Origin of the sequence: Oceanithermus desulfurans (genome assembly GCF_014201675.1) — a bacterium.
Classification (GTDB): Bacteria; Deinococcota; Deinococci; order Deinococcales; family Marinithermaceae; genus Oceanithermus; species Oceanithermus desulfurans.
The window spans coordinates 115,162-139,343 of the sequence record NZ_JACHEZ010000002.1 but is presented as its reverse complement, the minus strand read 5'-3'; the positions used below and the strand labels follow the sequence as shown (position 1 = coordinate 139,343).

Sequence of the window (24,182 nt, the reverse complement as noted above, 5' to 3'; positions counted from 1 at the left end):
CCGGCGCGCGGTCCTGGAGCGCGGTCGCGCTACGCCCCGGCGAGGGCGCGGGCGAGCCCACGCCGCAGCTCGGGGCGCGAAAGAGCCCGCATCAGTTCCGTCCAGCGCCGCTGCAGCCGCACGAGGTCCGAGAAGGGGTCGCCTGGATCGTCCAGCGCGGCGTGCATCAGCTCGAGCGTGCGCAGCACCTCGCGTGCGCCTTCGGGGTCGCCCTGCCGGCGGTAGGCCTCCGCGAGCGCCCGCGCGGCCCGTTCGGCCCCGAGCTCCAGGTCGTCCTTCAAAAAGGCCCCGGGGTAGGGGTCGAAATCCTCGGCGCGGACCCGGACGGTGCCAGGCAGGCCGGTCTGCCCGCGGATCTTTTCCCGCTCGTAGACGAAGCGGAGCACGTCCTCGCGCAGGCGTCGCCAGGCCGGGTGGGTCTTGGGCGGGGGCCGGTGGCGGATGGCGAGGGTGCGGTCGAGGAAGACCTTGAAGCCGAAGATGCGGGCGTTGATCACGTAGTCGATGTCTTCTCCGCGGGGAACCCCGGGGTCGAAGGGCACCCGGGTGAAGAGCGCGCGGTGGAGCACCAGGTTGCCGCCGAAAGCGAAGGGCGTGACCTTGTAGCGCGGCGGGCGGCCGATGTAGGCCTTGAAGGCCCGGTTCATCGCCTCGACCTGGCCCCAGGCCCGGGCCCACGCCTCGGCGGGCTCGGGGACGAGGAAGCCGCCGTCCGGTTGCCGGTAGTAGCCGGCCACGGCGTAGACGGGCTCGCCGCCGAGGGTCCGGCCGACGGCTTCCAAGGCCTTGTCCATGAAGTCCGGGTCTTCGAAGACCTCGTCGTCGTCGATCAGAACGGCCGTGTCGGCCCCCAGAACATGGGGTACGAAGACGCAGAGGTTGCGCACGTTCGCGTAGCCCCGGAGCCGCAAGAGGTCCTTCAGGTGCCCCAGGCCTCGGCGCTCGAGCTCCGCGTGAACGCGGGCGAGCTGGGAAGGCCCGAAGACGCTCCAGGGAACGGCCAGCCTTACGGCCGCTTCGCGGACGATCGCCTCCACCCGCCGCTCCACCGCCGCTGCGATTTCGTCGCTGGTCGGAACGGCCAGCACCACCAGACGAAAATCGCGGCGCGGCAACACCTGCAGGCTTTCGAGCGTCCTGCGCAGGGTCCCCTCGGCGTCCAGGGGGGTGGGATGGTCGTAGACGGCGTCCCCCGGCCGCCAGACCTCAGGCCGCGGCCGCGACCAGTAGCTGGGGATGACCAGGGCGACCTCGGGCACGCGCACCTCCGCGCGCGGCTTCGCCGCGCCGTTTTCCCATACGGGCCCCGCGCTCAGTCCAGCAGGTCCACGAACGCCTGCGGCCGCCGGCGCTTGCCGGAGCGCTCGAGCACCCGTGCGGTTTCCAGAAGCGTCCGCTCGCCCCAGGCGCGGCCGATGAGCTGCAGCCCCACGGGCAGGCCCGCCTCGGTGTACCCCGCCGGCAGCGAGAGCGAGGGGTGGCCGGTCAGGTTGGTCAGGAAGATGAAGCGCATCAGCTTGGTGACCGTGCCCAGGTCGCTGATGCCGTCGGGCTCGGCGGCCTTGGGGATGGGCGGCGCGACGATGGCCGTGGTGGGGGTGGCGATCAGGTCCACCCGGCCGAGCACCTCGTCCAGCGCCGCCACCATGCGCGCCCGCACCTGCTGGGCGGCCACGTAGTCGGCTCCGGCGGCGCTCTGGCCGATCTTCAGGTTGATGCGGGTGGCCGGGGCCAGCGCGCGCCAGTGCTCCTGGGTGCGCTGGAAGCTGCGCCCCATCTCCACCAGCACGGTCACCGCGTGGGCGATGCGGGCGTCGTCGAGGCCGGGCAGCTCGAACGCGACGACCTCGGCCCCCGCTTCTTCCAGTTGCGCTAGCGCGGCGCGGGCCACCTCGACCACCTCCGGCTCGGCGTGGTCGAACCAAGCGGGCCAGACGCCGACCTTGAGGCCCGAGAGGTCCTCGCGGCGCCAGTCGGGTGCTTCGGGCACCGGAGCCGAGGCGGTGTGGGGGTCGGCCGGGTCGGGTCCGGCGATCAGGCGGTGGGCCAGGGCCACGTCGTAGGCGCCGGCGCCCAGCGGGCCCACGTGGGCCACGCTCCAGCAGATCGGGTAGGCGCCGTGCTCGCTGACGCCGCCGAAGGTGGGCTTGAGGCCGTAGACGCCGGTGAGCGCCGCCGGCACGCGGATGGAGCCGCCGGCGTCGGCCCCCAGGGCCAGGGGCACCAGGCCGCTGGCGACGGCCGCGGCCGGACCCGACGAGCTGCCGCCGGTGTCGCGCGCCGGGTCGTAGGGGTTCTTGGCGTGGCCGTGGTGGGGGTTGTGGCCGGTGGGGTTGGCCCCCAGCTCGTGCATGTTGGCCTTGCCCACGATCAGCGCCCCGGCGGCGCGCAGCCGGGCGACGGCGGTGGCGTCTTCCGCGGCCACCTCCTTCAGGAAGGCGGTGCCGACGGTGGTGGGGTAGCCGGCCACGTCGAGCTCGTCCTTGACGGCCACGGGCACGCCGTCGAGCGGACCCAGCGGCTCGCCGCGGCGCCAGCGCATCGCCGAGGCGGCGGCCTGGGCGCGGACGTCGTCGGGATTCACGGCGATGAAGGCGTGCAGCTTGGGGTTGAGCTCGGCGTAGGCGGCGAGGAAACGCTCGGCCACCTCCTCGGGCGTGGTCTTGCCGCTTTCGTAGGCGGCGACGAAGTCGGCGGCGCTCCGGAAGGGCGCGGGTCCACCGGGGGGCTCGGGCGGGTTTTCGGGAGCCGCTTCGCGGCGAAAGATGGCCACCAAGCGCGAGGCGAGGCGTGGCCTGGGCGCGTGGGCCTCGGGGACGGGTTCGGGGGCGGGCGCGAGCGGCAAGAAGAGCGGGGCGGGCAGGTCCTTGAGTTCGGCCAGCCGGGGCACGCCCGCGTCGGCCATCAGCTTCTTCACCAGGGCCGGGCCGGTGACGCGGCCGTCGAGGGCGGCGGCGAAGGTGCGCAGCGCCCGGCCGGTGAGCACCGGCATCTTGACGTCTTTGAGGTCGTAGCTCATGGGGCCTCCTAGCGGTGGTCGCCCTCGCCCTGGATGGCGCCGCGCTCGAGCCGGTCGAAGAGCTTTTCCAGGTTGGCCTCGGCCACCTCGCGCAGGCTGAGGTCCAGCTCGGTGGCGATCTGCGCCAGGTACCACAGCACGTCGCCCAGCTCGTACTTGAGGGCCTCGCGGTCCTCGGGGCCGATCACCCCGCCCTTGTCGCGGAAGATCTTCTTGACCTTGCCAGCCAGCTCGCCGGCCTCGTTGACCAGGCCCAGGGTGGGGTAGGTGATGGGGTGGTCGGTGTGGATGAGGCTCCAGGTCTTGCGCGACTTCTTCTGGTAGGTGTCCAGGTCGGGTGCGGTGGGGTCGAGGGGCATACCTCATTGTAGTGCCGGCCGCGCTCCTGCCGCTCCGGTGCGGCGAAGGGCCTTCAGCGCCGCTTTTCTTCGACCAGGTAGGCGTAGACGCGCAGGCGCACGCCGCGGCCGCCGCGGCGGCGGTAGCGTTCCCAGAGCGCGGCCAGGTCGCGGCGCAGGGCGTCGGCGTCGGCGGGGGAGAGCTCCAGCACGCCGGCAAAGCCGTCCAAGACGCCGCTTTCCAGGGCCACCCGCCCTTGGGCGTCGGCGGGGCGGGTGAGGGGTTCGCCGCCGTCTGGACCCGTGCCGAAGAACAGGTGGTCGAGCCCGCGGGCCTCCAGATGGCGCGTGGCGGCGCGCAGCAGCGCGGCGTGGTCCGCCGCCGTTCGCTCGGCCAGCCACTCCTCCAGGCCGGCCGCGCGGCTCGCGGAGAAGGGGATCAGGTAGGCGGGGGCGGCGCTCTCCCAGCAGGGCCGGCCGGGTCCCGAGAGGCGCACGAGCAGCCCCAGGCGCTCGAACTTGCGCACCCAGTAACGCATGGCCTGGCGGCTGACCCCGGCGGCGCGGGCCGCTTCGCTGAGGCCGCGCGGCCCGGTCAGGAACGGGGCCAGCATGGCGCGCGCCCGGGGCCGGTCGAGGGTGCGCGCCGCCTCGCTTCCCGGGTCGAGGCGCGTTGGCTCCACGCTTCCAGACTAATCGAAAACGTAAAAAAGAGGAGGTCGTTTTTACACATGGACCCCGCTACGCTGCGGGACATGACGGAGCGTGCGTGGCGCGGTTACTTGTTGGGGTACGGCTTCGAGGTGTCGGCCTGGGTGCTGGCGCTTACCGCAGCGCCCTTCCTGGCCCTGGCGGCGGGCCCGGGCTGGGTGGCCGCGGGGGCGGTGCTGGGGGTGGGGCCGCGGCTCGCCTCCCCCTGGCTCGCGCGCTGGGTTGCGGCGGATCCGCTCGCGCGTCTGGCCTTGGCCGAGGCGCTGGCGGTCCTGGTCTTCCTCGGCGCGGCGGGGTTCGGATCGTGGGTCCCCGGGGCGGCGGCGCTTGCCGTCTACGGGGCCGCGGGCGCGGTGGGCGTGCTCGAGGGGGTCGTGGGCCCGTTGCTGGTGGCGGCCGGGCGCGCCGAGCGGGAGTGGACGCGCGCGAACGCGGTGCTGACCGCCGTGGGTCTGGGGTTGCCGGTCGCCGTCTGGCCGCTCGCGGGGACGCTGACCCAGCGTACGGGCCTGGGGGTTGCACTGGGCGCGGCCGCGGCGCTGTTGGGGGTCCGCGCCCTGGGCCTGGCCCGCCTGGGGCCGGCGCGGGGGGCCTTTTCCCCGGCGCCGCCGGCGGCGCGCGGCTCGGGACTGCGTTCCCCCGTGCGCTTCTGGCCCCTTGGGGTTGCGCTCGCGGGGGCCTTTTCGCTGCTCGGTTACCTGCAGGTGAAGGTACCGCTGTGGCTGGACGCGCAGGGGCTGGGCCCGCAGGCGCTGGGGGGTTACGGCGCCGCGTTCTCGGGCGGGATGCTGCTGGGCGCGGCGGGGGTTTGGGCGCTCGGATTCGTGCGGGAGGGCCGGCTGCTCCGCGGCGCGCTGCTGCTGGCGATGTCGGGGGCGCTGGGGCTCACGGCTCCCACGGGGCTAAGGCTGGTGGCGGGCGCTGCGCTGCTGGGCGCGGGGCTTTCGGGGGTGCAGGCCGCAGGGACGACGCTGTTGCAAAGGCGCCTGACGGGCGTCGCGTTGGGGGCGGCGGTGGGCTGGATCGCCGGGGCGGGCGCGGCCGCCACCGCGCTCGGCGCCGTGCTGGCGGGGCTGCTCCCGGGCGCGTGGAACCCCGCGGTGCCCGCCCTGGCTGCAGTCCTGGTGGTTGCCGGTCGGGTCGGGCTGATGCGTGGGGGGCGTCAGTAGCTGCGCTGCACGGTCTCGAGCCCCTGCGCCTCGAGCCAGCGGACCAGGAGGCCCACGGCCCGCTTGACCCCGGCGGTGACGAGGGAGCGGCCGCTGGGCGGTCTCTTCCGGTCCGGCTCGGTTGCGGCCCCACTCGGCGCTACTACAGGCAGGACGTCAGCTGGAATTCCATAGGAATGCCTTCGCCAGCGTCCAGTCGGTGCTTGTTGTAGCGCTCGATCGCCGGACAGACGAGCTCCTGCCGGCCGGTTAGGTTGGCCACGATCATGGCCAGGTAGGGCTTCAGGGTACGGCCTGCGGCCTCGACCGCCTGCTTTCGCTCGGCCTCGTCCTTGAAGGTTGCGCCGTTAATCGCGAGCAACCTGGCGGCAACCGGGTCGTCGTTGAGGATGGCTGAAAACAGCGGCGAGACCGAATCATCGTCCGGTGGAACGCCCCATTCGGATCGGGTGTTCGGGTTCGCTCCTGCCTCGAGAAGGGTGCGGAGGGCCTCGTGGCGCTTATTAACAATGGCTTGATAGAGCGCCTCGGCCGGCACACCACTCCCCGCGATATCCGCTTTCCCGGGCCGGTCAGCGCCAAGGAGGAGCCGGACAACGTCCGCATCCGTGGCCCAGGCAAGCGCCCGCTTCCGCTCCTCTCGCCCCGGCTTCAGCCCGAGCACGAATCGGACCATTTCCGGGTTCGCCTGCCGGGCGGCGACTTCGAGCAGGCCCGGCGGCGGGACGGCCCCCTTCTCCACCAGGTAGCGCGCCACCTGGAGGCGGCCCTCGTGAACGGCGACCTCGAGTGGCGTAACCTGGTAATAGTCGAATATCACCAACCCAGTCCACGATTCACGATCTATCCAGCCCAAGGGGACGGTGGTGAGGTAGCGCCCAAGCCAGGCCCCGTGCTTCACCAGGAGCCGGACCATCGCGAGGTCGCCCCGGGCGGCCGCCTCGACGAGCGGCGGGTGCAGCTGGAGCGCGTAGCCGTAGCCCTGCCACTCGTAGCTCCGGCCCCGCTCGGGAACCTGGTCGGGGCTCGTCTTGGCCCCCCTTTCGAGCAGGTAGCGAACCACGTGGCGGTGGCCCGACCGTACCGCCTCCGCGAGGGCCGGGCTCGGCAGCTCCGGAGACAGGGGGTCGTTCACCGGCGCCCCGGCTTCGACGAGCAGGCGCACCACCTCCAGGTGGCCGCTTGTTGCCGCCTTGGCCAGGAGCCAGTGGCCGTAGGGCCCGCTTAGGTCAAGGTCCCCGGGCTTCGACTTCAGCATTAGCGCCAAGGCGTTTGCCTGGCCGTTCTTGGCGGCGAGCTCGAGCGGGGCCCCCTCGAAGTCGAGCCGATAACGCCAGGGATCGGGATAGGTGAAGCCTCTGTACTCCTTCGGGGCGGCCACCGGGGTCTTGAGCTTTTCGACGAGGTAGCGGACGACGGCCGGGCGGTCGGGGCTTCTTTCTGAGCGGCCCTCGGCCGGGCCTGCGCCCCTTCGCTTGTAAACCGCGAGCTGCAAGGCCCGGTACTCCGGGCCGCCCTTGGCCAGAAGCTCGACCACGTCGGGCCAGCCGCCGAGGGCGGCGAGTTCTACGGGGGTGAAGTTGGGGAGCGGCTTGTGGCAGCGCGCGTTTCGTTGGGCCCCCGCCTGGAGCAGGATGCGGACGACCTCCAGCTCACCCTGCCAGGCGGCGAGGTGAAGGGGGGTGCAACCCGAGCGCCCCACTTCGTTCGGGTCCTGGCCCTTGCCCAGGAGCTCCCGCACTTTCCGGGCGCTACCATAAAAAGCGGCGCGTTCGAGAGAGGTTAGCATGCGTTCGGCGAGCAGCCACGCGGCCTCGGGGTGATTTCCCAGGAGGGCGTGCTGGAAAGCGTTCGGCCAGAACTCTCTGTCGTGCTCATCTCTGGGCGTGAAGGGGTGGGCCCCCCCTTGGAGCAGGATGCGTACGACCTCCGCGTGGCCGCCCTTGGCCGCCGCCTCCAGGGGTGAAAGGGAACAGCCCCATTCGTAGCAATCTTGGCTTTCCGGGTTTAAGAAGGTGCGGTTGGGATCGGCGCCCACCTTGAGCAGCAAACGGACGACGTCGGCGTGTCCCGCCACCGCGGCGTGGGTGAGGGGGGTGCCCTCAAGGACCTCAAACGCATCGACTTGCGCCCCGGCGGCGAGGAGCAGGCGAACCGCGTCCACATGCCCCGCCTCGGCTGCGAAGTGGAGCGGAGTCTTGAAGTAAGTATCAGGCTGATTCGGCGAGGCGCCGTACGCGAGCAGGTGCCGCATCCAGGAAAGGTTGCCGCTCCAGGCCGCGTAATGGAGGGGGGCGGGTGGGCAGGGTTCACATGGCAGCGTGGACCCGGAGGCCAGGAGGACCCAAGCGAACAGGACGAGGCTCGCTATCTTTTTCATTAACTTCATTATATTACACAACATACACACCATAATCAAGTTGTGTATCTATAGGGGGCCCGATCGCCGAGGAGCGCGGATATGCGTTCCCGCCGGCGGGAACCCCAACGCGGCGCGGCCACACCGTACGGCTGCCCGTGGGGTGTCGGGTGGCGTGGGCAGGGTGTCAGTAGCTGCGCTGCGCGGTCTCGAGCCCCTGCGCTTCGAGCCAGCGGACCAGGAGGCCCACGGCCCGCTTGACCCCGGCGGTGACGAGCGGGCTGCAGCTGGGGCGCAGGCCCACGTAGACCCCCTTGCTGCTGGGCCGGGCCTCGAGCAGCACCTCCTGGGCCAGCTCGGCCTCCTCCACCCGGGCGAGCACGACCAGGCCGGGGCCGGCCTGCCAGGCCTCGAGCAGCACCACGTTGGCCTCGGGAGCGGTCTCCACCTGCTTGCGGAAGGCTTCGGCGGGGGGCGGGGTTCCTTGCATCAGGGCGTGGGGCACGGGGTACCTCCGGATCGGGGGGAAGGCCTCGTCGGCCTCGGCGGTCTTGGCGAAGGCGGCGTGGAAGATGGGCCTCGACTGGTCGAGCCACTTGCGGGCGTACTTGGTGCGCAGGGTCTCGGGCGGGGGCGGGCCCGGGCGCACCTCGAAGAGGCCGCTGGCGCGGGCCTCGGCGGTGGCGAATTCGTAGTACTCGGGGTGGTCGGTGGTGAGCCAGAGCGCCCCGCCCGCGGCCAGCCGGGTCGAGAGCAGGCGGAAGAAGGGCACCTGCAGAAGGCGCCGCTGCGCGTGCTTCTTCTTGGGCCAGGGGTCGGGGAAGTTGACGTAGACGCGCTCGAGCGCCCGCGGGCCCACCAGGTTGCGCAGGAGGAAGCGGGCGTCGCCGCGGAAGAGGCGCGCCTGGGTTACGCCTTCGCGCTTCAGGCGCCGGAGCGCCCGGCTCACGCTGGCCGGGGCCACCTCGGCGCCGAGCAGGTTCCATTCGGGGTGGAGCCGGGCGAGCTCCACCAGAAAACGCCCGTCCCCAAAGCCGATTTCCAGCACCCAGGGGCCGCCGCGGCCGTAGAGGGCCTCGGGGTCGGCGGGGAAGGGTAGATCTGCGGGCACGAGCAGCACGCACCGGTTATACCACCGCGGGGCCGCGGGCCGCTAAAATACGCGTATACTGGTGTCTTGAACACCACGGAGCGCGTATTTATGGAACCGAATCTGAGCTGGATTCTCCTCTTCGTATCGGCCGCGCTCATCGTGGGGCTGGCGGGAACGTGGCGCAAGCGACGTTCGGCGTTGCTGACGGGCCTGGGCCTCGCGTTCACCGCGCTGGGCCTCGCTCTGGGCGGGGCCGCGGGCTGGGGCGCGACCGGGTTGGGCCTCGCCCTGATCGTCTGGGCCGTGGTGGCGCCGCGGCCGCGGGCGGGCAGCCGGGCGCTGGAACTGAGCGTGGACGAGCGGGGGCGCCTGGTGCGCTCCCGCAACCTCGAGCCGCTGCTGGGCTGGGTGACCGAGGAGGTGCACGGCGAGCCCTTCGCCGGGCTGGTCTACCCCGAAGACCGGCCCCTCTGGGAAAAGGTGCAGGAGCAGGTCCTCGAGACCGGCGAGGCCACGACCCTGGAGCTGCGGGCGGTGCACGCCGCGGGCCGCCTCGTCTGGCTGCGCGTCTTCGTGGAGCCGAGCGCCGAGGGGCTGCGGCTCGAGGCCTTCGAGGTCACCCCCTACAAGCTCGCCGAACAGACGCTGCGGCGCCAGGAGCGCCTGCTCAAGGGCGTTTCCGACGCCACCCGCACCATGCTGGCGGCCAAGGACGACCTGGCCTGGCCGCTGAACAAGGCCATGGCCACCCTGGCCATGAGCCTGGGGGCGGAGCGCGCCTACCTCTACAAGGTGGAGGACCACCCCGAGACCGGCCGCCGCCGCGCCTCGCTGCAGGTGGAGTGGGTGCGCGACGTGCTCAAGACGCGGATCGACAGCCCGCTCTCGGGCGAGCTGGTGGAGAACGACCCACGCTTCGCACGCTGGTTCCGCGAGCTCGAGCACGGTCAGGTGATCGCAGGTCCGGTCGCGCAGCTGCCGGGGGAGGAGCGGTTGATGCTCGAGGCCAGCGGCGTGGGCTCGATCCTGCTGCTACCGCTCCTCATCGGCGGGGCCTTCTGGGGCTTCGCGGGCTTCGAGCTCACCGAGACGGGCCGCCGCTTCGGCCACGAGATGATCCGGGTGCTGCGCACCGCGGCGGCCTCGCTGGCCGCCGGGATCGAGCGCGTCGAGCGCACCCGCGAGCTTTCGGTGCAGCGCTCGTTGCTCGAGCGCATCAACGAGGCCGCCGGCGACGGCATCCTGGCCGTGGACGCCCAGTGGCGCCCGCTCTTTTACAACAAGCGCTTCCTGGAGATCTGGGGCCTGAGCGCCGAGGAGCTCTCCACCGAAGGGAGCGCAGGACTCTCGGTGCTGACCCGCCGCACCAAGAACCCCAAGCGCTTCGCCGAAGTGCTGCTGGAGCTGCACGAGCGCCCCGACCGCAACGTCCACATCGAGTTGCGGCTCAAGGACGGCCGCATCCTCCAGGCCTCCTCGGCGCCGCTCGACGGCGGCGAGACCGGGGGGCGCGTCTGGTTCATGCGCGACGTCACCGAGGCCCGCCGCCTCGAGCAGGCGCTGGCCCGCAGCGAGGAGCGCTTCCGCACGATCCTGCAGAACACCTCGGACATCACCGCGGTGCTCGACGAGGAGATGCGCATCCGCTACATCAGCCCCGCGGTCGAGGCGGTGCTGGGGCACAAGGTGCGCGACCTCGTGGGGCTGACGGTGGGCGAGAGCATTCACCCCGACGACCGGCCCGCCGCCGAGCGCTCCCTGCGCGCGGCGCTGGAGGACCCCTCGCGGCCCATCCACGTCACCTTCCGCATCCGCTCGGCCTCGGGCGAGACCCGCTGGCTCGAGGTGCGCGGCCGCAACCTGCTGGCCAACCCCGCGGTGCGCGGCGTGCTGGTGAGCGCCCGCGACATCACCGAGCACAAGGTCTACGAGGCCCAGATCGAGCACATGGCCTACTACGACGCCCTGACCGGGCTGGCCAACCGGCGCATGCTGCGCGAGCGCGTCGAGGAGGCGATCCGCGAGCTCGGCGACGGGGGCGGCTTCGCCTTCGTCTACATCGACCTGGACCGCTTCAAGAACGTCAACGACACCCTGGGGCACGACATCGGCGACGCCCTGCTGGTGCAGGTGGCGCGCCGCCTCGAGGAGCAGACCGGTCCCGGCGACGTGCTGGCCCGCCTCGGCGGCGACGAGTTCGGGCTGCTGGCGCGTCGCGACGATCAGGAGGGGGTGCTCGAGCTGGCCCAGCGCCTCATCCAGGTCCTGCGACCCCCCTTCAACGTCGAGGGCCACCACATCCACGTCTCCGGCAGCGCCGGCATCGCCCTCTACCCCGCCGACGGCGAGACCTTCGAGCAGCTGCTGCGCCACGCGGACATCGCCATGTACCGCGCCAAGGACGACAAGGTCCACCTGCAGTTCTACTCGCCCCACCTCAACGTCTACACCCACGAGCGCTTCCAGCTCGAGACCGACCTGCGCACCGCCATGCAGTCGGGCAGCCTGATCCTCTACTACCAGCCCATCCAGAACGTGCAGGGGGAGATGCGCGGCCTCGAGGCGCTGGTCCGCTGGGAACACCCCACCCGCGGGCAGATCTTCCCCGAAGAGTTTCTGCCCCTGATCGAGGAGGCGGGGCTGGCCACCGGCTTCGACCGTCAGATCCTCACCCAGGCGGTGCGCCAGATCGCCCGCTGGCGCGGCGCCGAACCGCCGGTCTGGGTCAGCGTCAACGTCGGCTACGCCTCGCTCCTCGACCCCGGCTTCCTGGGCTTCCTCGAGCAGCTCTTCAAGGAGGAACGGGTAGAGCCCGAGCGGCTGCTGATCGAGGTCACCGAGACCCAGGCCTCGCGCGACCCCGAGCAGACGAAGCGGGTGCTGGGGCAGCTCAAGGAGCTGGGGGTGCAGCTCGCGCTCGACGATTTCGGCCAGGGCTACTCCTCGCTCAGCTACCTCTCCGACTTCCCCATCGACCTGATCAAGATCGACCGCGCCTTCATCAGCGGCGTGCCCTTCCGCACCAAGGACGCCGGCATCGTGCGGATGATCGTGGCGCTGGCCAGCCAGCTGGGCATCGACGTGCTGGCCGAGGGCGTCGAGACCGAGACCCAGCGCGAGTGGCTCCAGCACGTGGGCGTCCACTACCTTCAGGGCTACGCGATCAGCGAGGCCCTGCCCCCCGCCGAGCTGCCCTTCGGCGAGGCCTCGTAGCCCGCGCCGCGTTCCCCCTTTTTGGCCCCCGGCTCCCCGCCGGCGGCGCGGACGGCAGGCGGAGGTGAGCGAAGATGAAGAAGGCCGCATGGGTCGGGACCTTGGTGCTCGCGTTGGGGCTGGTGTACGCGGCCGACGCGGGCGTTCTCTACGCCCGTTACTGCCAGGTCTGCCACCGGGAGGACGGCTCGGGCACCCCCGGCACCTTCCCCTCCCTGGGGGGCTCGGTGCGGAAGCTGGCGACCTTCGAACGGGGGCGGGAGTACCTGATCGCCGTCACCCTCTTCGGCCTGAAGGGGATGCTGGTGCAGGGTCCGTACACCTACGAGCGCTTCATGCCCGGCTACGCCCCGTTGCTCGACGACGCCGAGGTGGCCGCGCTGCTCAACTGGATCCGCGCGCGCTTCGGCTGGACCCGCCCGGCCCCGGCGCCGGTGCGGCCCTTCACCCCCGAAGAGGCGGCCCGCATGCGGGCCCGGTCGCTGAGCCCCGAGCAGGTGCACGAGCTGCTGATCGAGGCCGAGGAGATCCTGCAGACCGCGCCGTTCCGCGGCGCCCCGCCCCCCTAGCCCCGGACCCGTTCACCGAACCTTCACGCCCTCTTCGCCCTCCGTTCACCGCCCGCGGTGCACCATGGCCGCGGAGGTGAACGAAGATGAAGAAGTTGACGGCGACGCTCCTGCTCCTCGCGCTGGCCCTGGGGTTCGCGTTCGCGGCGGACGGGGAGGCGCTCTACACCCAGTACTGCCAGGCCTGCCACCAGGCCGACGGCGAGGGCCTTCCCGGCACCTACCCGTTCATCGGCGGCCCGATCAAGAACCTCTCCACCTTCGACGGCGGCCGGGAGTTCGTGATCGCCACCACCCTCTTCGGGCTCAAGGGCGAGCTCGTGCAGCGCGGTTACACCTACGACGGCTTCATGCCGGGCTACGCGCCCGTGCTGGACGACGAAGAGGCGGCCGCCCTGCTGAACTGGATCCTCGAGCAGGCCAGCTGGAAGCGGCCGGGCACCCAGGCCGCCGCGGCCGCCTACACCCCCGAGGAGGTGGCGCGGGTGCGCACGTTGCAGCTCTCCCCGGAGCAGGTGCACGAACTCCTGACCAAGGTCGAGGAGGTCATGCACGCCACCAACCCCCCAGGCGGCAACCGTTAGCCCCGACGGCACCCCGGCGCCCGCCGGGCGCCGGGGGAGGAGCGTACAATGGAAGCCATGGCCGAAAAGCGCATTCTGGTCGTCGAGGACGAGGCCCGCATCGCCGACGTGCTCGAGCGTTACCTGCGGGCCGAGGGGTTCGTGACCGAGCGCGCGGCCAGCGGCAAGCGCGCGCTCGAGCTGTGGCGGGCCTTCCGGCCCGACCTGATCCTGCTCGACCTGATGCTCCCCGAGATCGGCGGGCTCGAGGTGGCCCGCACCATCCGCGCCCAGTCGGACGTGCCCATCCTGATGGTCACGGCCAAGGCCGAGGAGGTGGACCGGCTCGTGGGGCTCGAGCTGGGCGCCGACGACTACATCACCAAGCCCTTCAGCCCCCGCGAGGTGGTGGCGCGGGTGCGGGCGGTGCTGCGGCGCGTCGGCGGCGGCGCCCGCGCCGCCCGGATCTACCGCGTGGGCGCGATCGCGGTGGACCTCGACGCCTTCGAGGCCCGCTGCGGCGAGGCGCCGGTCGCGCTCAGCCCCACGCAGCTGCGGCTGCTGGCGGCGCTGGCGCAGGCCGAGGGGCGGGCGCTCTCGCGCCACGAGCTCCTCGACCAGCTGGGCGAGGCCTACGTGGACGCCCGCACCGTCGACGCCCACGTCAAGAACCTGCGCCGCCGCCTCGGCCCCTGCGGCGCCCAGATCGAGACCGTGCGCGGCGTGGGCTACCGCCTGCGCGGTTCGTCTTCTTAACAACTTTTCGACACCGGACCCGTAACATGGTTCCATGCCGCGGGTGACCGTTCAGACCCTCGCCGAGATCCTCCGTGACCTGCGCCCCCACCTGGGCCAGCCCAACTTCCCGCACGCGCTCTACCGGGCGCTGCGGGAGCACGTCAGCCGCCGCGCGGCGGTGGCCGCCGAGGATCTGCGCTTCCCCGATCCGTCGCCCCAGGAGGCGCCGCGGCTGGTCGAGGCCGAGGTGCGGGTCTGGTGGCCCGACGGGCACCCGCCGGCGCTGGAGGAGCTGCTGCGCACGCTGATCCGCGCCCACGCCACCATCGGCGACCTGCGCGGCGAGCTGCTGGCCATCGAGGACCAGTCGTCGCGCAGCGCCCGCATGCTCAGCGTCCTCGCACACGAGATCAAGAACCCCCTCTTCGCGGTGCTCGGCAGCCTCGAGCTGCTCACCCAGCGCGGCCTCGAGGGCGAGGTGCACAAGCTGATCGAGACGGCCCACACCAGCGCCCAGCGGATGCACGCCCTGGTCAACGACTCGCTGCAGCTCGTCGCGCTGGAACAGGAGGGCGTACGCCTCAAGGCGGAGCGGCTCTCGCTGAACGGCCTGCTCGAGGAGCTGGCGGGCGAGGTCGAGCCGGTGGCCCTGGCCTCGGGGGTGCACCTGCGGGTGGTGCCCCTGCGCGGCGACGCCGAGCTTCTGGGCGACCGCCGCTGGCTGCTGCAGGCCCTCCTCAACCTGGCCCTCAACGCCGTCAAGTACACCCCCGAAGGGGGCCGCGTCGTGCTGCGCGCCGTCGCGGACGGCACCCGGGTGGGTGTCCAGGTCGAGGACACCGGCCCCGGGATCGCCGCGGACGATCTGGAGCGGATCTTCGAGCCTTTCCAGCGCGCCGACACCCAAAAGGAGGGGAGCGGCCTGGGGCTGGCCATCGTCAAGCGGGTGGTCGAGGCCCACGGGGGCGAGGTGCGGGTGGAGAGCCAGGCCGGGCGCGGCAGCCGCTTCCGGGTCGAGCTGCCGCGGCTGCAGCCGGGCCGGCGCGGCGGCGCCGGGCTGGGCCTGCGGGTGCTGGTGCTCACCGCACTCGCGGGGCTGATCCTGGCCCGCTTCCCCCTCTTTCCCGTCCCGGTGGAGGCCGACACCCCGGAGGGGCGGGTCGCGCTCACCCAGGAACGGACGCTGCCCCAGGGCGGTACGGTGCGGCTGGGCACGGCGCGTCTGCGCTTCGACCCCGGCAGCCGCGCCCAGGTCAGCGCCCGCCGCAGCCTCTGGGGCGGTGCGCTCAGCGCCGCGGTGCGGCTGCCCGTGGGCGGGGTGGCCGTGCGCCGCGACGGCGCGACGCCGCGGCTGGACCTGAGCCTGAACCGCGCCGAGCTGGCCCCCAGGGGCACCGACTTCCTCGCCCAGAGCGGCGAGGTCGACCGCATCAGCCTCTACGACGGAAAACTCGCCCTCAGCGCCCCCGGGTTCCAGGGGGAGCTGGCCCCGGGCGAGGGGGCGGCGGTGAGCGCCAACGGCGTGGAGAAGCGCCGCCTGCTCGCGGCCCCGCAGGTGCGGCTGCGCACGCTGGACGACGGGCGGCTCGAGCTCCGCTGGCTGCCCGTGGAGGGGGCGGTGCGCTACCGCATCACGCTGCTCGCCGGCGGCGTGCCGGTGCAGGTGGTCGAGGTCGACGCCGGCCCCTGGATCTACGAACCGCAGCAGGACCGCAGCCTGACCGTGCAGGTGCAGGCGCTCGACGACCTGGGGCTCGCGGGCGCGCCCTCCCCGGCGCGGCCCTACGAAGAGCGCGGCTCCTTCTACCGCGGCCACCGCAGCTTCGTCGCCGGCGACTACGCCGCGGCCGCCGAGCTGCTGGCGCAGGCGCTGGAGCAGGACCCCACCCAGCCCGCGGCCTGGCTCGAGTACGGCCTGGCCTCGCTGCGGTTGGGCAAGAACGACGCCGCCCGCGAGGCTTTGGAGCGGGCGGTGCAGCTGGAGCCCGGCTACGAGGCGCGCGTCCTCCTGCCCCTGGCCCAGGCGCTGGAGGCCCAGGGCGACCTCGAGGGAGCCGCGGCCTACTACCAGCGGGCGCGGAGCCGGCAGGAGCTGAGCCGCGAGGCCACCCTGGGGCTGATCCGCGCCTACCTGAAGCTGGACCGCTACGACGCGGCCGAGGCCGCCGCCTGCGCCTGGCTTGTGGGACGGCCCGACGACGCCGAGGCCGCCGAGCTGCTGCGCCGCGCCCTGGACGGCGCCGGTAAGGAGTACGCCGAGCCCGGCTGCCCGCTCTTCCAGAAGCCGGCGCCCAAGCCCGCCCCGCCACCCCCGCCGCGGCCGCGGCCCGAACCCAAGCCCGAGCCCCCGCCGCCTCCGCCGCAGCAGTGCAACCCGTTCTGCAACTAGGGGCAACCTTACGCCCCACCCTTCCGGGTCGTATAATCGCCTGTAAGGTATGCCGAAGATTCTGCTGATCGAAGACGATCCCCAGGTGGCCCAGCTGTTGCGCCTCGCCCTCGAGCAGAAGGGGCACAGCATCTACTGGGCGACCAGCGGCGTCGAAGCCATGCGCTACCTACCCAAGGCCGACCTGCTGGCGCTCGACCTCGGTCTCCCCGACGTGGACGGGGTGGAGCTGCTCCGCCGCGCCCGCGCGCTGCGCCCCCGGCTGCCGGTGCTGGTGCTGACGGCCAAGGATGACGAGCACACCAAGGTTTACTGCCTCGAGATCGGGGCCGACGACTACATGACCAAGCCCTTCTCGGTCCTCGAGTTCACCGCGCGGGTGCAGGCGCTGCTGCGGCGCAGCTACGGCAGCCCGCGGATCCGCGTGGGTCCGCTCGAGCTCGACAGCGAGGGGTACCGCGCCACCCTCGAGGGGCGCGAGCTCAAGCTCTCCAAGACCGAGTTCGCGCTGCTGCGCACCCTGGCCAGCGCCCCCGGCCGGGTCTGGAGCCGTAGCGAGCTCCTGGAGGCGGTCTGGGGGCTGACCTTCGACGGCACCGACCGGGTCGTCGACGTCTACATCAACATGCTGCGCAAGAAGCTGGGCGACGACCCCCGCAACCCCCACTTCATCGAGACGATGGTGGGGGTGGGCTACCGCCTGCTCGAGCTCAAGCGGGAAAACCCGACGGTTTTTTAACCGCGTTTTTACCGATCCTGAGCGTTACTATTCATCCCCCAAACGGGGGATGGCAAGGCCGTAATTCTTTTATATCTTGAGGAGCAGGAGGCTTTGAACCGTCTTCCGTAGATCGGGCGCCTGGAAGACGGGGAGCCAGTGGCGCGACCGGCCTCGTCCGCGGCCCCGGGCCGCGAAGGGGGAAGCATGGCCATTTTCGGAAACCTGAACCACATGTCTTTGGGGGATCTGCTCCCGCTTTTGTCGGTGCAGGACGGCGCCCTGGAGATTTTCAACCTCGAGCAGCACCCGCGGGTCACCCTCTACTTCACGGGCGGTTTGTTGCAGTGCCTCTACGTCGGCGGCCGGGCGGCCGAGCCGCTGCAGGCGCGGAGCATCGTCGGCCGTCTGGTCGCGGCCCGGCGCGGCAGCTTCGAGTTCGCCCCCGGCGCCCGGATGCGCCGCTGCCCCCAGCCGCTGGGCTGGCCCCTGGACCAGCTGCTCCTCGCCACGGTGACCGTGCAGGACGAGATTCAAGGCCTCGAGCGCAGCCTTCCGCACCCCGACACCATCTTCGCGCTGACCGCCGAGCGCGCCCCGGAGGACGCCCGGCTCTCGGACTTCTGGCAGCGCGCCGCGGCGCTGCTGCGCCGCGGGGCCTCGGCGCGCGAGCTGGCGCGGCGGCTGGGAATGCCGCTCGAGCACGCCCGCTACTACCTGCTCAAGCTGCGGCAGCTCGAGCTGCTGGCGCCGGTGCGCGCCCGCGGCGGTCAGGAACGCAGGGCCTCGGCGGCGGCGCGGCTGCTGGGCTCGCTGCGGCGGCGCTTCTTCGGAGACCGGCAGGCGTGGAACCACTAAAGGTCGTCGTCTCGGGGCCGGTGGGCGCGGGCAAGAGCACGCTCATCCGCACCCTCTCGGAGACCGAGATCGTCGACACCGACGCCCGCGCCAGCGAGGCCATCGGTAAGGACCTCACCACGGTGGCCATGGACTACGGCACCCTGCGGCTCGACGACCAGCTGCTCTACCTCTTCGGCACCCCCGGGCAGGAGCGCTTCGACTTCATGTGGGACGTGCTCACCGAGGGGGCCCTGGGGTTGGTGCTGCTCGTCCGCGGCGACCGCCCCCAGGACTTCCCCCAGGCGCGCCGCCAGCTGGACTACCTGCTCTCCCAGCAGCCCGTCCCCTACGTCGTCGGCGTCACCCGCCAGGACCGCCCCCCGGTCTGGGGCCCCGACGAGGTCGCCCTCTACCTGGGGCAGCCGCCGGAGCGCGTCGTGGGCCTGAACGCCACCGAACCCGCGAGCGCGGTCCGCCCCCTCGTGCGCCTCTTGGAGCTCATGCTCTGAGCGGCCTTCCCACCGAATCTACCGGGTTCCCCGGAGAGACCAACCAAGGAGAAACGAACGATGACCAAACAAGAACAGCTGCAACAGATCCTTCGCGAACTCAAGCAGGCCCTCCCCGAGCTGCGCAGCGTCGTGGTGGCCTCCACCGACGGTCTGCCGATCGTCCACGACTCCGCCGACGCCCCGCGGGTCGCGGCCATGGCCGCGACCGCCCTGGGCCTCGGCAAGCGCATCAGCCAGACGACCGAGCTCGGCAGCCTCGAGGAGACGATCGTGCGGGGCAACCAGGGCTACTTCGTCGTCTACGCCGCCGGCGACAAGGGCGTGCTCGCCCTCGCCGCGCCCGCGGGCGCCAACCTGGGCCTCATCCACCTGGAGGCCCGCGAGTTCGCCACCCGCCTGGCGCAGGTGCTCTAGGAGGGCGGCCATGGACTTCCACGCGATCGCCCAGCGCGCCATCGGCGACATGCCGCCCGAGACCCGCTTCCGCCCCGAGGATGCCGAGGTCATCCGCGCCCACCGCGACCTGATCCTGCCCCTCGCCGAGGAGTACGTGACCAGCTTCTACGACGTGCTCTTCGCCCACGAGCCCACCCGCGATGTCTTCGAGGAGGGGGAGCGGCCCGAGCGCGAGGCCACCCAGGTCGACTTCTTCCGGCGCATCGTCGAGGGGCCGCACGACGACGAGTTCTTCGCCTGGCTCGCCTTCGTGGGGCCGGTGCACGTCGTGCGCCAGGTCAGCAACCCGATGATGCTGGCCATGCTCGACTACATGGTGCTCTACGTGATGAAGAAGTTCCGCGGCCACGAGGACGCCGAGGCCGTCACCGAGGCCTTCGTGCGGCTGGGCGCGACCCTGGGCGCGATCATCAGCTATGGCTACGAGGTGGCCTGGCAGGAGGCGCTGCAGAACGTGGTGGGCATGCCGCCCGCGCTGGTACAGCGGATGGTGCACGAAGAAGCGCAGCGGATGTTCCCGCTGCGCAGCCACGGCGCGTCCTGAACATTCGGGGCCGCCCCTTCGCCGCCGCGCGCGAAGCGCACGCTGGCAGCCCTGCGCGCCGCCTCGCTCGCCTTCGCCGTAACCGATGGAGCGGGAAGGTGCGGGTCTCGCGGGCTCCGCTTCATTCCACGCTTCCCCGTCACCCCGGGCACGCGGGCTGCGGCCGCGTGCCCCGATTCTTGCCGTTGCTGCCTGCCCGACCGCTTTTTCGTCATCCCCGACGAGGCGCGAAGCGCCGAGATCGGGGATCTTATGGCGGCTACCGGTTGCGAAGGAAACGACGCGCCGTCCTCACCCCCTTGCTTCGAGCGACCGACTCCTCGTCCGTGCGCATTAAGATTCCGGCTCTCGCGGGCTTGGGGCCCGCTCGTCCGGAATGACGAGAAAGGGTGGTAGGTAGTGCGTAGTATGCGGTGCGTGGTGGGCGCGGCTCGTAGGCAGCGGGCGGTAGGCAGCGGGCGCACCGTTGGCTGAATTCCAGCGCACGCGACCGGGCGTTTGCGCTGCTCGGGTTACCCGCATCCCACTCGTTACCGTCCACCTCCACCATTCGTCATCCCCGACGAGGCGCGAATCGCCGAGATCGGGGATCTTATCGTTGTTGCGGGTTTCGCGTGAACCGACGAGTCGTCGCTACTATCCGTGCAGCGCACGGTAGACCCCCTAGTCGGGTCGAGTAAGATTCCAGCTCTCGGGGGCCACGCGGCCCCCTTCGTCCGGTACGACGGGTGTTCGCGGCGCACGGTCCGGACCCGCCCCGGACTTGATCCGGGATCTCGAGCCGCAGGGTCGGCTCGCCCGCAACGATAGGAGGGGAAAACGGGACTAAGAGCCGCCTACGGTCTACTTCTTCTCGATCCACTCGGCGTCGGGGGGGAAGGCCACCAGGTCGTCCGCGGTGAAGCGGGCGGTCTTGAACGCCGTCCACTCCAGGTCGGAGAGCGGCTGCCCCTCGGCGTCGTAAAAGGCCGTGCGCAGCGGCCGCTTCTCCTCGCGGTCGATCCAGACCTCGACGCGCGCGAACCCCGAGGCGTCGGGGTCGGGGGCGCGGCCGACGACGTGCCAGGCGGGCCGTTTCTGGAAGCGGACCTCCTGGGGCGCGTCCCAGACGACCTCGCCCTCCTCGCCCAGCTTGCGCAGGTCGCCCATCCGCGAGAGGTCGAAGCCCAGCCCTTCGATGCGCGCCTTGGCGCGCGGGTAGACGACGACCTGGTTGGTGAGGAAGAGGTAGTTGTAGACCTTGTCCGGGGTGATGACCACGTAGTTGTCGGCGAGCGCGTCGGGCTTCTGGAACTCGATGCGCACGATCTGCTTTTCCGGAAGGGTCTTGACGATCAGGTCGGCCTCCTGGGCGTCGCCGCCGGGGGTGACGATCCGCCCCTGCAGGCGCGCCTCCCAAGGGCTCTGGTCGAGCACCTGGGCCACCTGGTCGAACAGGGCCTCGGCGCTCACGGCGAGGGCCGGCAGGCCGAGCAGGACGAGCAGGGCCAGCCCCCGCCGCATCACAGGCCCTCCAGCGGCAGGGTGTAGCGCAGGTAGAACTCGTAGCCGGCCTGGTCCACCTCGGCGTCGAGCGCCCAGGCGTCCCAGGCCACCCCCGCCTGGGCCCGCGCCGGATAGGCGAGCGTCAGGTGCGCCTTGTAGCTGCGGTCGGCGTAGTCGAGGCGGAACTCGTTGAGGGTGCCCAGGCGCAGCCGCCCCTCCACCACCGCGCCGTCGTAGGGCGTCCGGTAGCCGAGCACCGCGTAGGCGTTGCTGGCCCGGTCCACGCCGCCGGCCCCCAGGGTGAAGGTCTGCCGGTTCACCCGCCAGGCGAGCGCCGCCTCGGCCTGACCGCCGCCGCGGTGGAAGTAGCCGCGGGCGAGCAGCGTAAGGTGGCGGTCGATGCGGAACTTGCCGCCAAGGCGGGCGTAGGTGCCCAGCGTCTCGCCCTGCAGGGGCCAGAAGTGGCTGGGGGTGCGGTTGTAGGTGTGGCCGACGCTGAGGTCGAGCGCCGCCTTGCCCAGCGCCACGCTCCCGAACCCCTCGACCCAGTAGTGGGCGTCCATGCCGATGAAGCCGCGCGCGCCGACCTCGCCGCGGCCCGCGGGGCCGGCCTCGAAGGCGCGGCGGGCCCCCAGGCCGAACGAGATCTCGTCGGTGTTGGGCAGGTAGGCGCGCAGGTAGGCGTCGAAGGTCCAGTCGCCCCTGGGCAGGTTGAGGTTGACCGTGGGGCCGACCGAAAGGCCCGGACCCCCCGCCCAGACGCCGAACTCGAGCGACTGGGCCGTAGCGAGCGGCGCCAGCAGCAGCAGGAGTGAAAACCAGAGTTTCTTCATACTTCCTCCTTTATACCGGCTCTCGGTGAGCGCCGCCTAAAGCAGGCGTTTGCGGAAGCTCAAGGTGGCGAGCACCAGCATGAGTGCGGTGAAGACGACGAGGGCCGCGAAGGGGGCGTAGAGTACGTCGAGGCCGACGCCGCGCAGCATGACGCCGCGGGCCGCCTCGAGGAAGTAGCGCAGCGGGATCAGGTAGGTGACCGCCTGCAGCACCCGCGGCATCCCCTCGATGGGAAAGAAGAGGCCCGAGAGGAAGATCGAGGGCAGGTAGTAGACGAGGGTGCCGAAGATCGCCTGGATCTGGGTACGCGCCCGCGCCGAGACGACGATCCCCACGGCCAGCGAGCCGAGCACGAAGAGGAAGATCAGCAGGAGCAAGAGCGCCAGGCTGCCCCGCATCGGCACCGCGAAGACGACGTAGCCCACCCAGAGGACGAGCAGGGTGTCGGCGAAGGCGATGACCAGGTAGGGCAGCACCTTGCCGATGACCAGCTCGCCGGGGCGCACCGGCGTGGCGATGAGCGACTCGAGCATGCGCGTCTCCTTTTCGCGCACGATGGCCAGGCCGGTGAGGATGACGGCGATCTGGGTGAGGATGATCCCCACGATGCCCGGCACCATGAAGGCGGCGGTGTTGCCCTCGGGGTTGTAGAGCAGCTCGGTCTCGAGCTCGAGCGGCAGCGGCTGGGCCTCCCCGGCGAGCATGCGGGCGGCGATCAGGCGGGCGTTCAACCGGCCGACCGCCTTCTGCAGCCCCACCTGGGCCTGGAAGGCGAAGGTGGGGTCGGAGCTGTCGACGAGGGCGCGCAGCCGGACGCCCCGGCCGGCCCGGACCTGCTCGACGAGCCGGGGAGGGATCTCGAGCCCCACGCGCGCGGTCTGGCGGTCGATGAGCCGCTTGAGTTCCGCCTCGTCGTTGACCCGGGCCACGAGGTCGAACTTGCCGTCTTTGCCCAGCTCGCGCACCAGGGTCTGGGCGATGCGGTCGTCCGCCCGGTCCCAGACGGCGATCGGGATGTGCTTGAGGTTAAAGTTCACCGCGTAGCCGAAGAGCAGCAGCATGGCCACCGGCAGGATGACGATGACCCGCAGCAGGATGGGGTCGCGCCGCAGCTCGAGCATCTCCTTCTTGGCCACCGCCCGCACCCTAGACCAGCGCATGGGCGTCCTCCTCGCGGATCTTCAGGACGAAGACGTCTTCCATCGTGGGGTCTTCCGGTGTCGCTTCCGGCGGTGCGGGCGCGTCCGGCTCGAGCACGATCCGGGTCTGGCCGCCGCGCTGCCAGGCGTCGACCACCCCGGGCCGCCCCCGCCAGGTTCCGGGCTCGCCGGCCGGGATCCGGTAGAAGCGGTAGCGCGCGCGCACCTGCTCCTTCAGCGCCTGGGGCGTGCCCAGCGCCACCAGCCGCCCCCGGTAGATCAGCCCCACGCGGTGGCAGCGCTCGGCCTCGTCCATGTAGTGGGTGGTCACGAGCGCGCTCATTCCCCGCGCCGCCTCGGCGTAGACCAGGTCCCAGACGGCGCGCCGCGCCAGCGGATCGAGGCCGGTGGTGGGCTCGTCCAGGAAGGCCACCCGCGGTCGGTGCACCACCGCCTGGGCGATGGAGAGGCGCTGGCGCCAGCCGCCCGAGAGCTCGCCGGCGCGCCGGCCGGCCACCCCGCCCAGACCGAAGCGCGCCAGCGCGTCCTCCACGGCCTCGCGCGCGGCCGGGCCCTCCAGGTACATGGCGGCGCGGAACTCCAGGTTCTCGCGCACCGTGAGGAAGGGGTAGACGCTCGCCTCCTGGGTGGCGTAGCCGATGCGCGCCTTCACCTGCTCGGGTTCGCGCACCACGCTGGCCCCGTCCACGGTGGCGTCGCCGTGGGTGGGGGTGAGCACCCCGCTGAGCATCCGCACCAGGGTGGTCTTTCCCGCCCCGTTCGGACCCAAGAGGCCGAAGACCTCGCCCTCGTAGACCTCGAAGCTCACCCCCGCCACCGCGAGCAGGTGACCGAAGCGGCGCTCGAGCCCCCGGGCCGCTACCTTCTCGCGAACCCCTTTCACGGCGACCACCCCCTGAGAAAACCGTGCACGTGGGCCTCGACGTCGAGTTCGGGCGCGCGGCTCAGCGCCGTTTGGAAGAGCGCCGAGGAGATCAGCGGCCCGAAGAACGCGTGGACCAGCGTCCCGGCCGGGGCCGGCCGCAGCGCGCCGCGCTGCTGGTAGTAGGCGAAGAAGCCCGCCACGGTCGCGATCCTCCCGGCCATGGCCTCCTCGAGCGCTTGCCGCAGTTCCGGCTCGCGCGCGGCCTCGCCGGCCATCACGAAGATCAACGAGCCCGCGCGCCTGAGCTGAGCGAGGTAGCGCTCGGCCATCGCGAGCAGGTCGCCCTGCAGGTCGCCGCTGGGCCGGCCCGCCACCTCCTCGAAGGCCGCACCGGCGCTGCGCACCGCCTCGGCCATCAACCGCGCCTTGGAGCCGAAGCGGCGGAAGAGCGTCACCTCGGCCACCCCCGCGCGCTCGGCGATCTGGCGCGTGGTCGCGCCCTTGTAGCCGCGTTCGGCCAGCAGCTCGAGCGCGGCCCCGAGCAGCCGTTCCTCGGTGGAGCCTGTATGTAAGCGCATACTAACACCAGCATACGCCGGCCCCCCGC

At 71.8% G+C, this 24,182-nt stretch carries 22 protein-coding genes and 1 riboswitch; of the genes, 11 read left to right on the top strand and 11 right to left on the bottom strand.

Features of this window, described 5'->3' with window-relative positions:
- Window positions 1-29 precede the first annotated feature (29 nt).
- The 4 genes from HNQ05_RS03020 to HNQ05_RS03005 are packed head-to-tail and all read right to left on the bottom strand — an operon-like array spanning window position 30 to window position 4,040.
- Entirely contained in the window at window positions 30-1,259 is a 1,230-nt protein-coding gene (locus HNQ05_RS03020) for a glycosyltransferase (protein WP_147145604.1), read from the bottom strand.
- Window positions 1,260-1,312: 53 nt separating this feature from the next.
- Complete coding sequence (locus tag HNQ05_RS03015) at window positions 1,313-3,019, bottom strand: amidase (protein WP_147145606.1); 1,707 nt, start codon at window positions 3,017-3,019, stop codon at window positions 1,313-1,315.
- Window positions 3,020-3,027: 8 nt separating this feature from the next.
- Window positions 3,028-3,378, bottom strand: a complete 351-nt coding sequence (locus HNQ05_RS03010) for a nucleoside triphosphate pyrophosphohydrolase family protein (protein ID WP_147145608.1) — start codon at window positions 3,376-3,378, stop codon at window positions 3,028-3,030.
- A 53-nt stretch (window positions 3,379-3,431) separates the two neighbouring features.
- Complete coding sequence (locus HNQ05_RS03005) at window positions 3,432-4,040, bottom strand: MerR family transcriptional regulator (RefSeq protein ID WP_147145610.1); 609 nt, start codon at window positions 4,038-4,040, stop codon at window positions 3,432-3,434.
- A gap of 72 nt (window positions 4,041-4,112) precedes the next feature.
- Here HNQ05_RS03005 and HNQ05_RS03000 point away from each other — a divergent pair, with 72 nt between their 5' ends.
- Window positions 4,113-5,237: a hypothetical protein gene (locus HNQ05_RS03000; RefSeq protein WP_147145612.1), complete on the top strand. Its 1,125-nt coding sequence runs from the start codon at window positions 4,113-4,115 to the stop codon at window positions 5,235-5,237.
- Between the two features lie 142 nt (window positions 5,238-5,379).
- Here HNQ05_RS03000 and HNQ05_RS02995 read toward each other — a convergent pair whose 3' ends face one another.
- A complete protein-coding gene (locus HNQ05_RS02995; RefSeq protein WP_260147163.1) occupies window positions 5,380-7,617 on the bottom strand; it encodes an ankyrin repeat domain-containing protein in 2,238 nt (745 codons plus the stop codon).
- A gap of 166 nt (window positions 7,618-7,783) precedes the next feature.
- Window positions 7,784-8,716 carry a tRNA (guanosine(46)-N7)-methyltransferase TrmB gene (gene trmB, locus HNQ05_RS02990; protein WP_147145617.1) on the bottom strand — a complete coding sequence of 311 codons (933 nt, stop codon included), beginning with the start codon at window positions 8,714-8,716 and terminating at the stop codon, window positions 7,784-7,786.
- Window positions 8,717-8,773: 57 nt separating this feature from the next.
- Here trmB and HNQ05_RS02985 point away from each other — a divergent pair, with 57 nt between their 5' ends.
- The 10 genes from HNQ05_RS02985 to HNQ05_RS02940 all read left to right on the top strand — a co-directional run bounded on the left by HNQ05_RS02985 (window position 8,774) and on the right by HNQ05_RS02940 (window position 19,231).
- Window positions 8,774-11,902 carry a sensor domain-containing protein gene (locus HNQ05_RS02985; RefSeq protein ID WP_147145619.1) on the top strand — a complete coding sequence of 1,043 codons (3,129 nt, stop codon included), beginning with the start codon at window positions 8,774-8,776 and terminating at the stop codon, window positions 11,900-11,902.
- 74 nt (window positions 11,903-11,976) lie between these two features.
- Window positions 11,977-12,471 (top strand): c-type cytochrome, encoded by a 495-nt coding sequence (locus tag HNQ05_RS02980; protein WP_147145621.1) that lies wholly within the window; start codon window positions 11,977-11,979, stop codon window positions 12,469-12,471.
- A gap of 86 nt (window positions 12,472-12,557) precedes the next feature.
- Window positions 12,558-13,055, top strand: a complete 498-nt coding sequence (locus tag HNQ05_RS02975) for a c-type cytochrome (RefSeq protein ID WP_147145623.1) — start codon at window positions 12,558-12,560, stop codon at window positions 13,053-13,055.
- 48 nt (window positions 13,056-13,103) lie between these two features.
- Complete coding sequence (locus tag HNQ05_RS02970) at window positions 13,104-13,790, top strand: response regulator transcription factor (protein ID WP_147145625.1); 687 nt, start codon at window positions 13,104-13,106, stop codon at window positions 13,788-13,790.
- A 34-nt stretch (window positions 13,791-13,824) separates the two neighbouring features.
- Window positions 13,825-16,161 carry an ATP-binding protein gene (locus HNQ05_RS02965; protein ID WP_147145627.1) on the top strand — a complete coding sequence of 779 codons (2,337 nt, stop codon included), beginning with the start codon at window positions 13,825-13,827 and terminating at the stop codon, window positions 16,159-16,161.
- A 49-nt stretch (window positions 16,162-16,210) separates the two neighbouring features.
- On the top strand, window positions 16,211-16,900 hold the full coding sequence (locus HNQ05_RS02960) for a response regulator transcription factor (protein WP_147145629.1): 690 nt from the start codon (window positions 16,211-16,213) through the stop codon (window positions 16,898-16,900).
- A 77-nt stretch (window positions 16,901-16,977) separates the two neighbouring features.
- Window positions 16,978-17,062, top strand: a riboswitch (cyclic di-GMP riboswitch).
- 24 nt (window positions 17,063-17,086) lie between these two features.
- Window positions 17,087-17,737 (top strand): DUF4388 domain-containing protein, encoded by a 651-nt coding sequence (locus HNQ05_RS02955; RefSeq protein WP_147145631.1) that lies wholly within the window; start codon window positions 17,087-17,089, stop codon window positions 17,735-17,737.
- Window positions 17,725-18,228, top strand: coding sequence for a GTP-binding protein (locus HNQ05_RS02950; protein WP_147145633.1), 504 nt, complete (start codon window positions 17,725-17,727; stop codon window positions 18,226-18,228). Before HNQ05_RS02955 ends, HNQ05_RS02950 begins: the two co-directional genes overlap by 13 nt.
- A 60-nt stretch (window positions 18,229-18,288) precedes the next feature.
- A complete protein-coding gene (locus tag HNQ05_RS02945; protein WP_013456803.1) occupies window positions 18,289-18,645 on the top strand; it encodes a roadblock/LC7 domain-containing protein in 357 nt (118 codons plus the stop codon).
- A gap of 10 nt (window positions 18,646-18,655) precedes the next feature.
- The gene (locus HNQ05_RS02940) at window positions 18,656-19,231 is read left to right on the top strand and encodes a protoglobin domain-containing protein (RefSeq protein ID WP_147145635.1); all 576 of its coding nucleotides are present in this window, start codon (window positions 18,656-18,658) and stop codon (window positions 19,229-19,231) included.
- A gap of 843 nt (window positions 19,232-20,074) precedes the next feature.
- Here HNQ05_RS02940 and HNQ05_RS02935 read toward each other — a convergent pair.
- From HNQ05_RS02935 to HNQ05_RS02915, 5 genes are read right to left on the bottom strand one after another with little or no spacing between them, the layout of a single operon-like run.
- Window positions 20,075-20,734 (bottom strand): outer membrane lipoprotein carrier protein LolA, encoded by a 660-nt coding sequence (locus tag HNQ05_RS02935; RefSeq protein ID WP_147145637.1) that lies wholly within the window; start codon window positions 20,732-20,734, stop codon window positions 20,075-20,077.
- Complete coding sequence (locus HNQ05_RS02930; RefSeq protein ID WP_147145639.1) at window positions 20,734-21,549, bottom strand: hypothetical protein; 816 nt, start codon at window positions 21,547-21,549, stop codon at window positions 20,734-20,736. The genes HNQ05_RS02935 and HNQ05_RS02930 overlap by 1 nt, the downstream gene beginning before the upstream one ends.
- A gap of 36 nt (window positions 21,550-21,585) precedes the next feature.
- Window positions 21,586-22,710, bottom strand: coding sequence for an ABC transporter permease (locus HNQ05_RS02925; protein ID WP_147145641.1), 1,125 nt, complete (start codon window positions 22,708-22,710; stop codon window positions 21,586-21,588).
- Window positions 22,697-23,593 carry an ABC transporter ATP-binding protein gene (locus tag HNQ05_RS02920; RefSeq protein WP_147145643.1) on the bottom strand — a complete coding sequence of 299 codons (897 nt, stop codon included), beginning with the start codon at window positions 23,591-23,593 and terminating at the stop codon, window positions 22,697-22,699. Before HNQ05_RS02920 ends, HNQ05_RS02925 begins: the two co-directional genes overlap by 14 nt.
- Window positions 23,590-24,153 carry a TetR/AcrR family transcriptional regulator gene (locus HNQ05_RS02915; RefSeq protein WP_147145645.1) on the bottom strand — a complete coding sequence of 188 codons (564 nt, stop codon included), beginning with the start codon at window positions 24,151-24,153 and terminating at the stop codon, window positions 23,590-23,592. Before HNQ05_RS02915 ends, HNQ05_RS02920 begins: the two co-directional genes overlap by 4 nt.
- Between the last annotated feature and the right edge of the window lie 29 nt (window positions 24,154-24,182).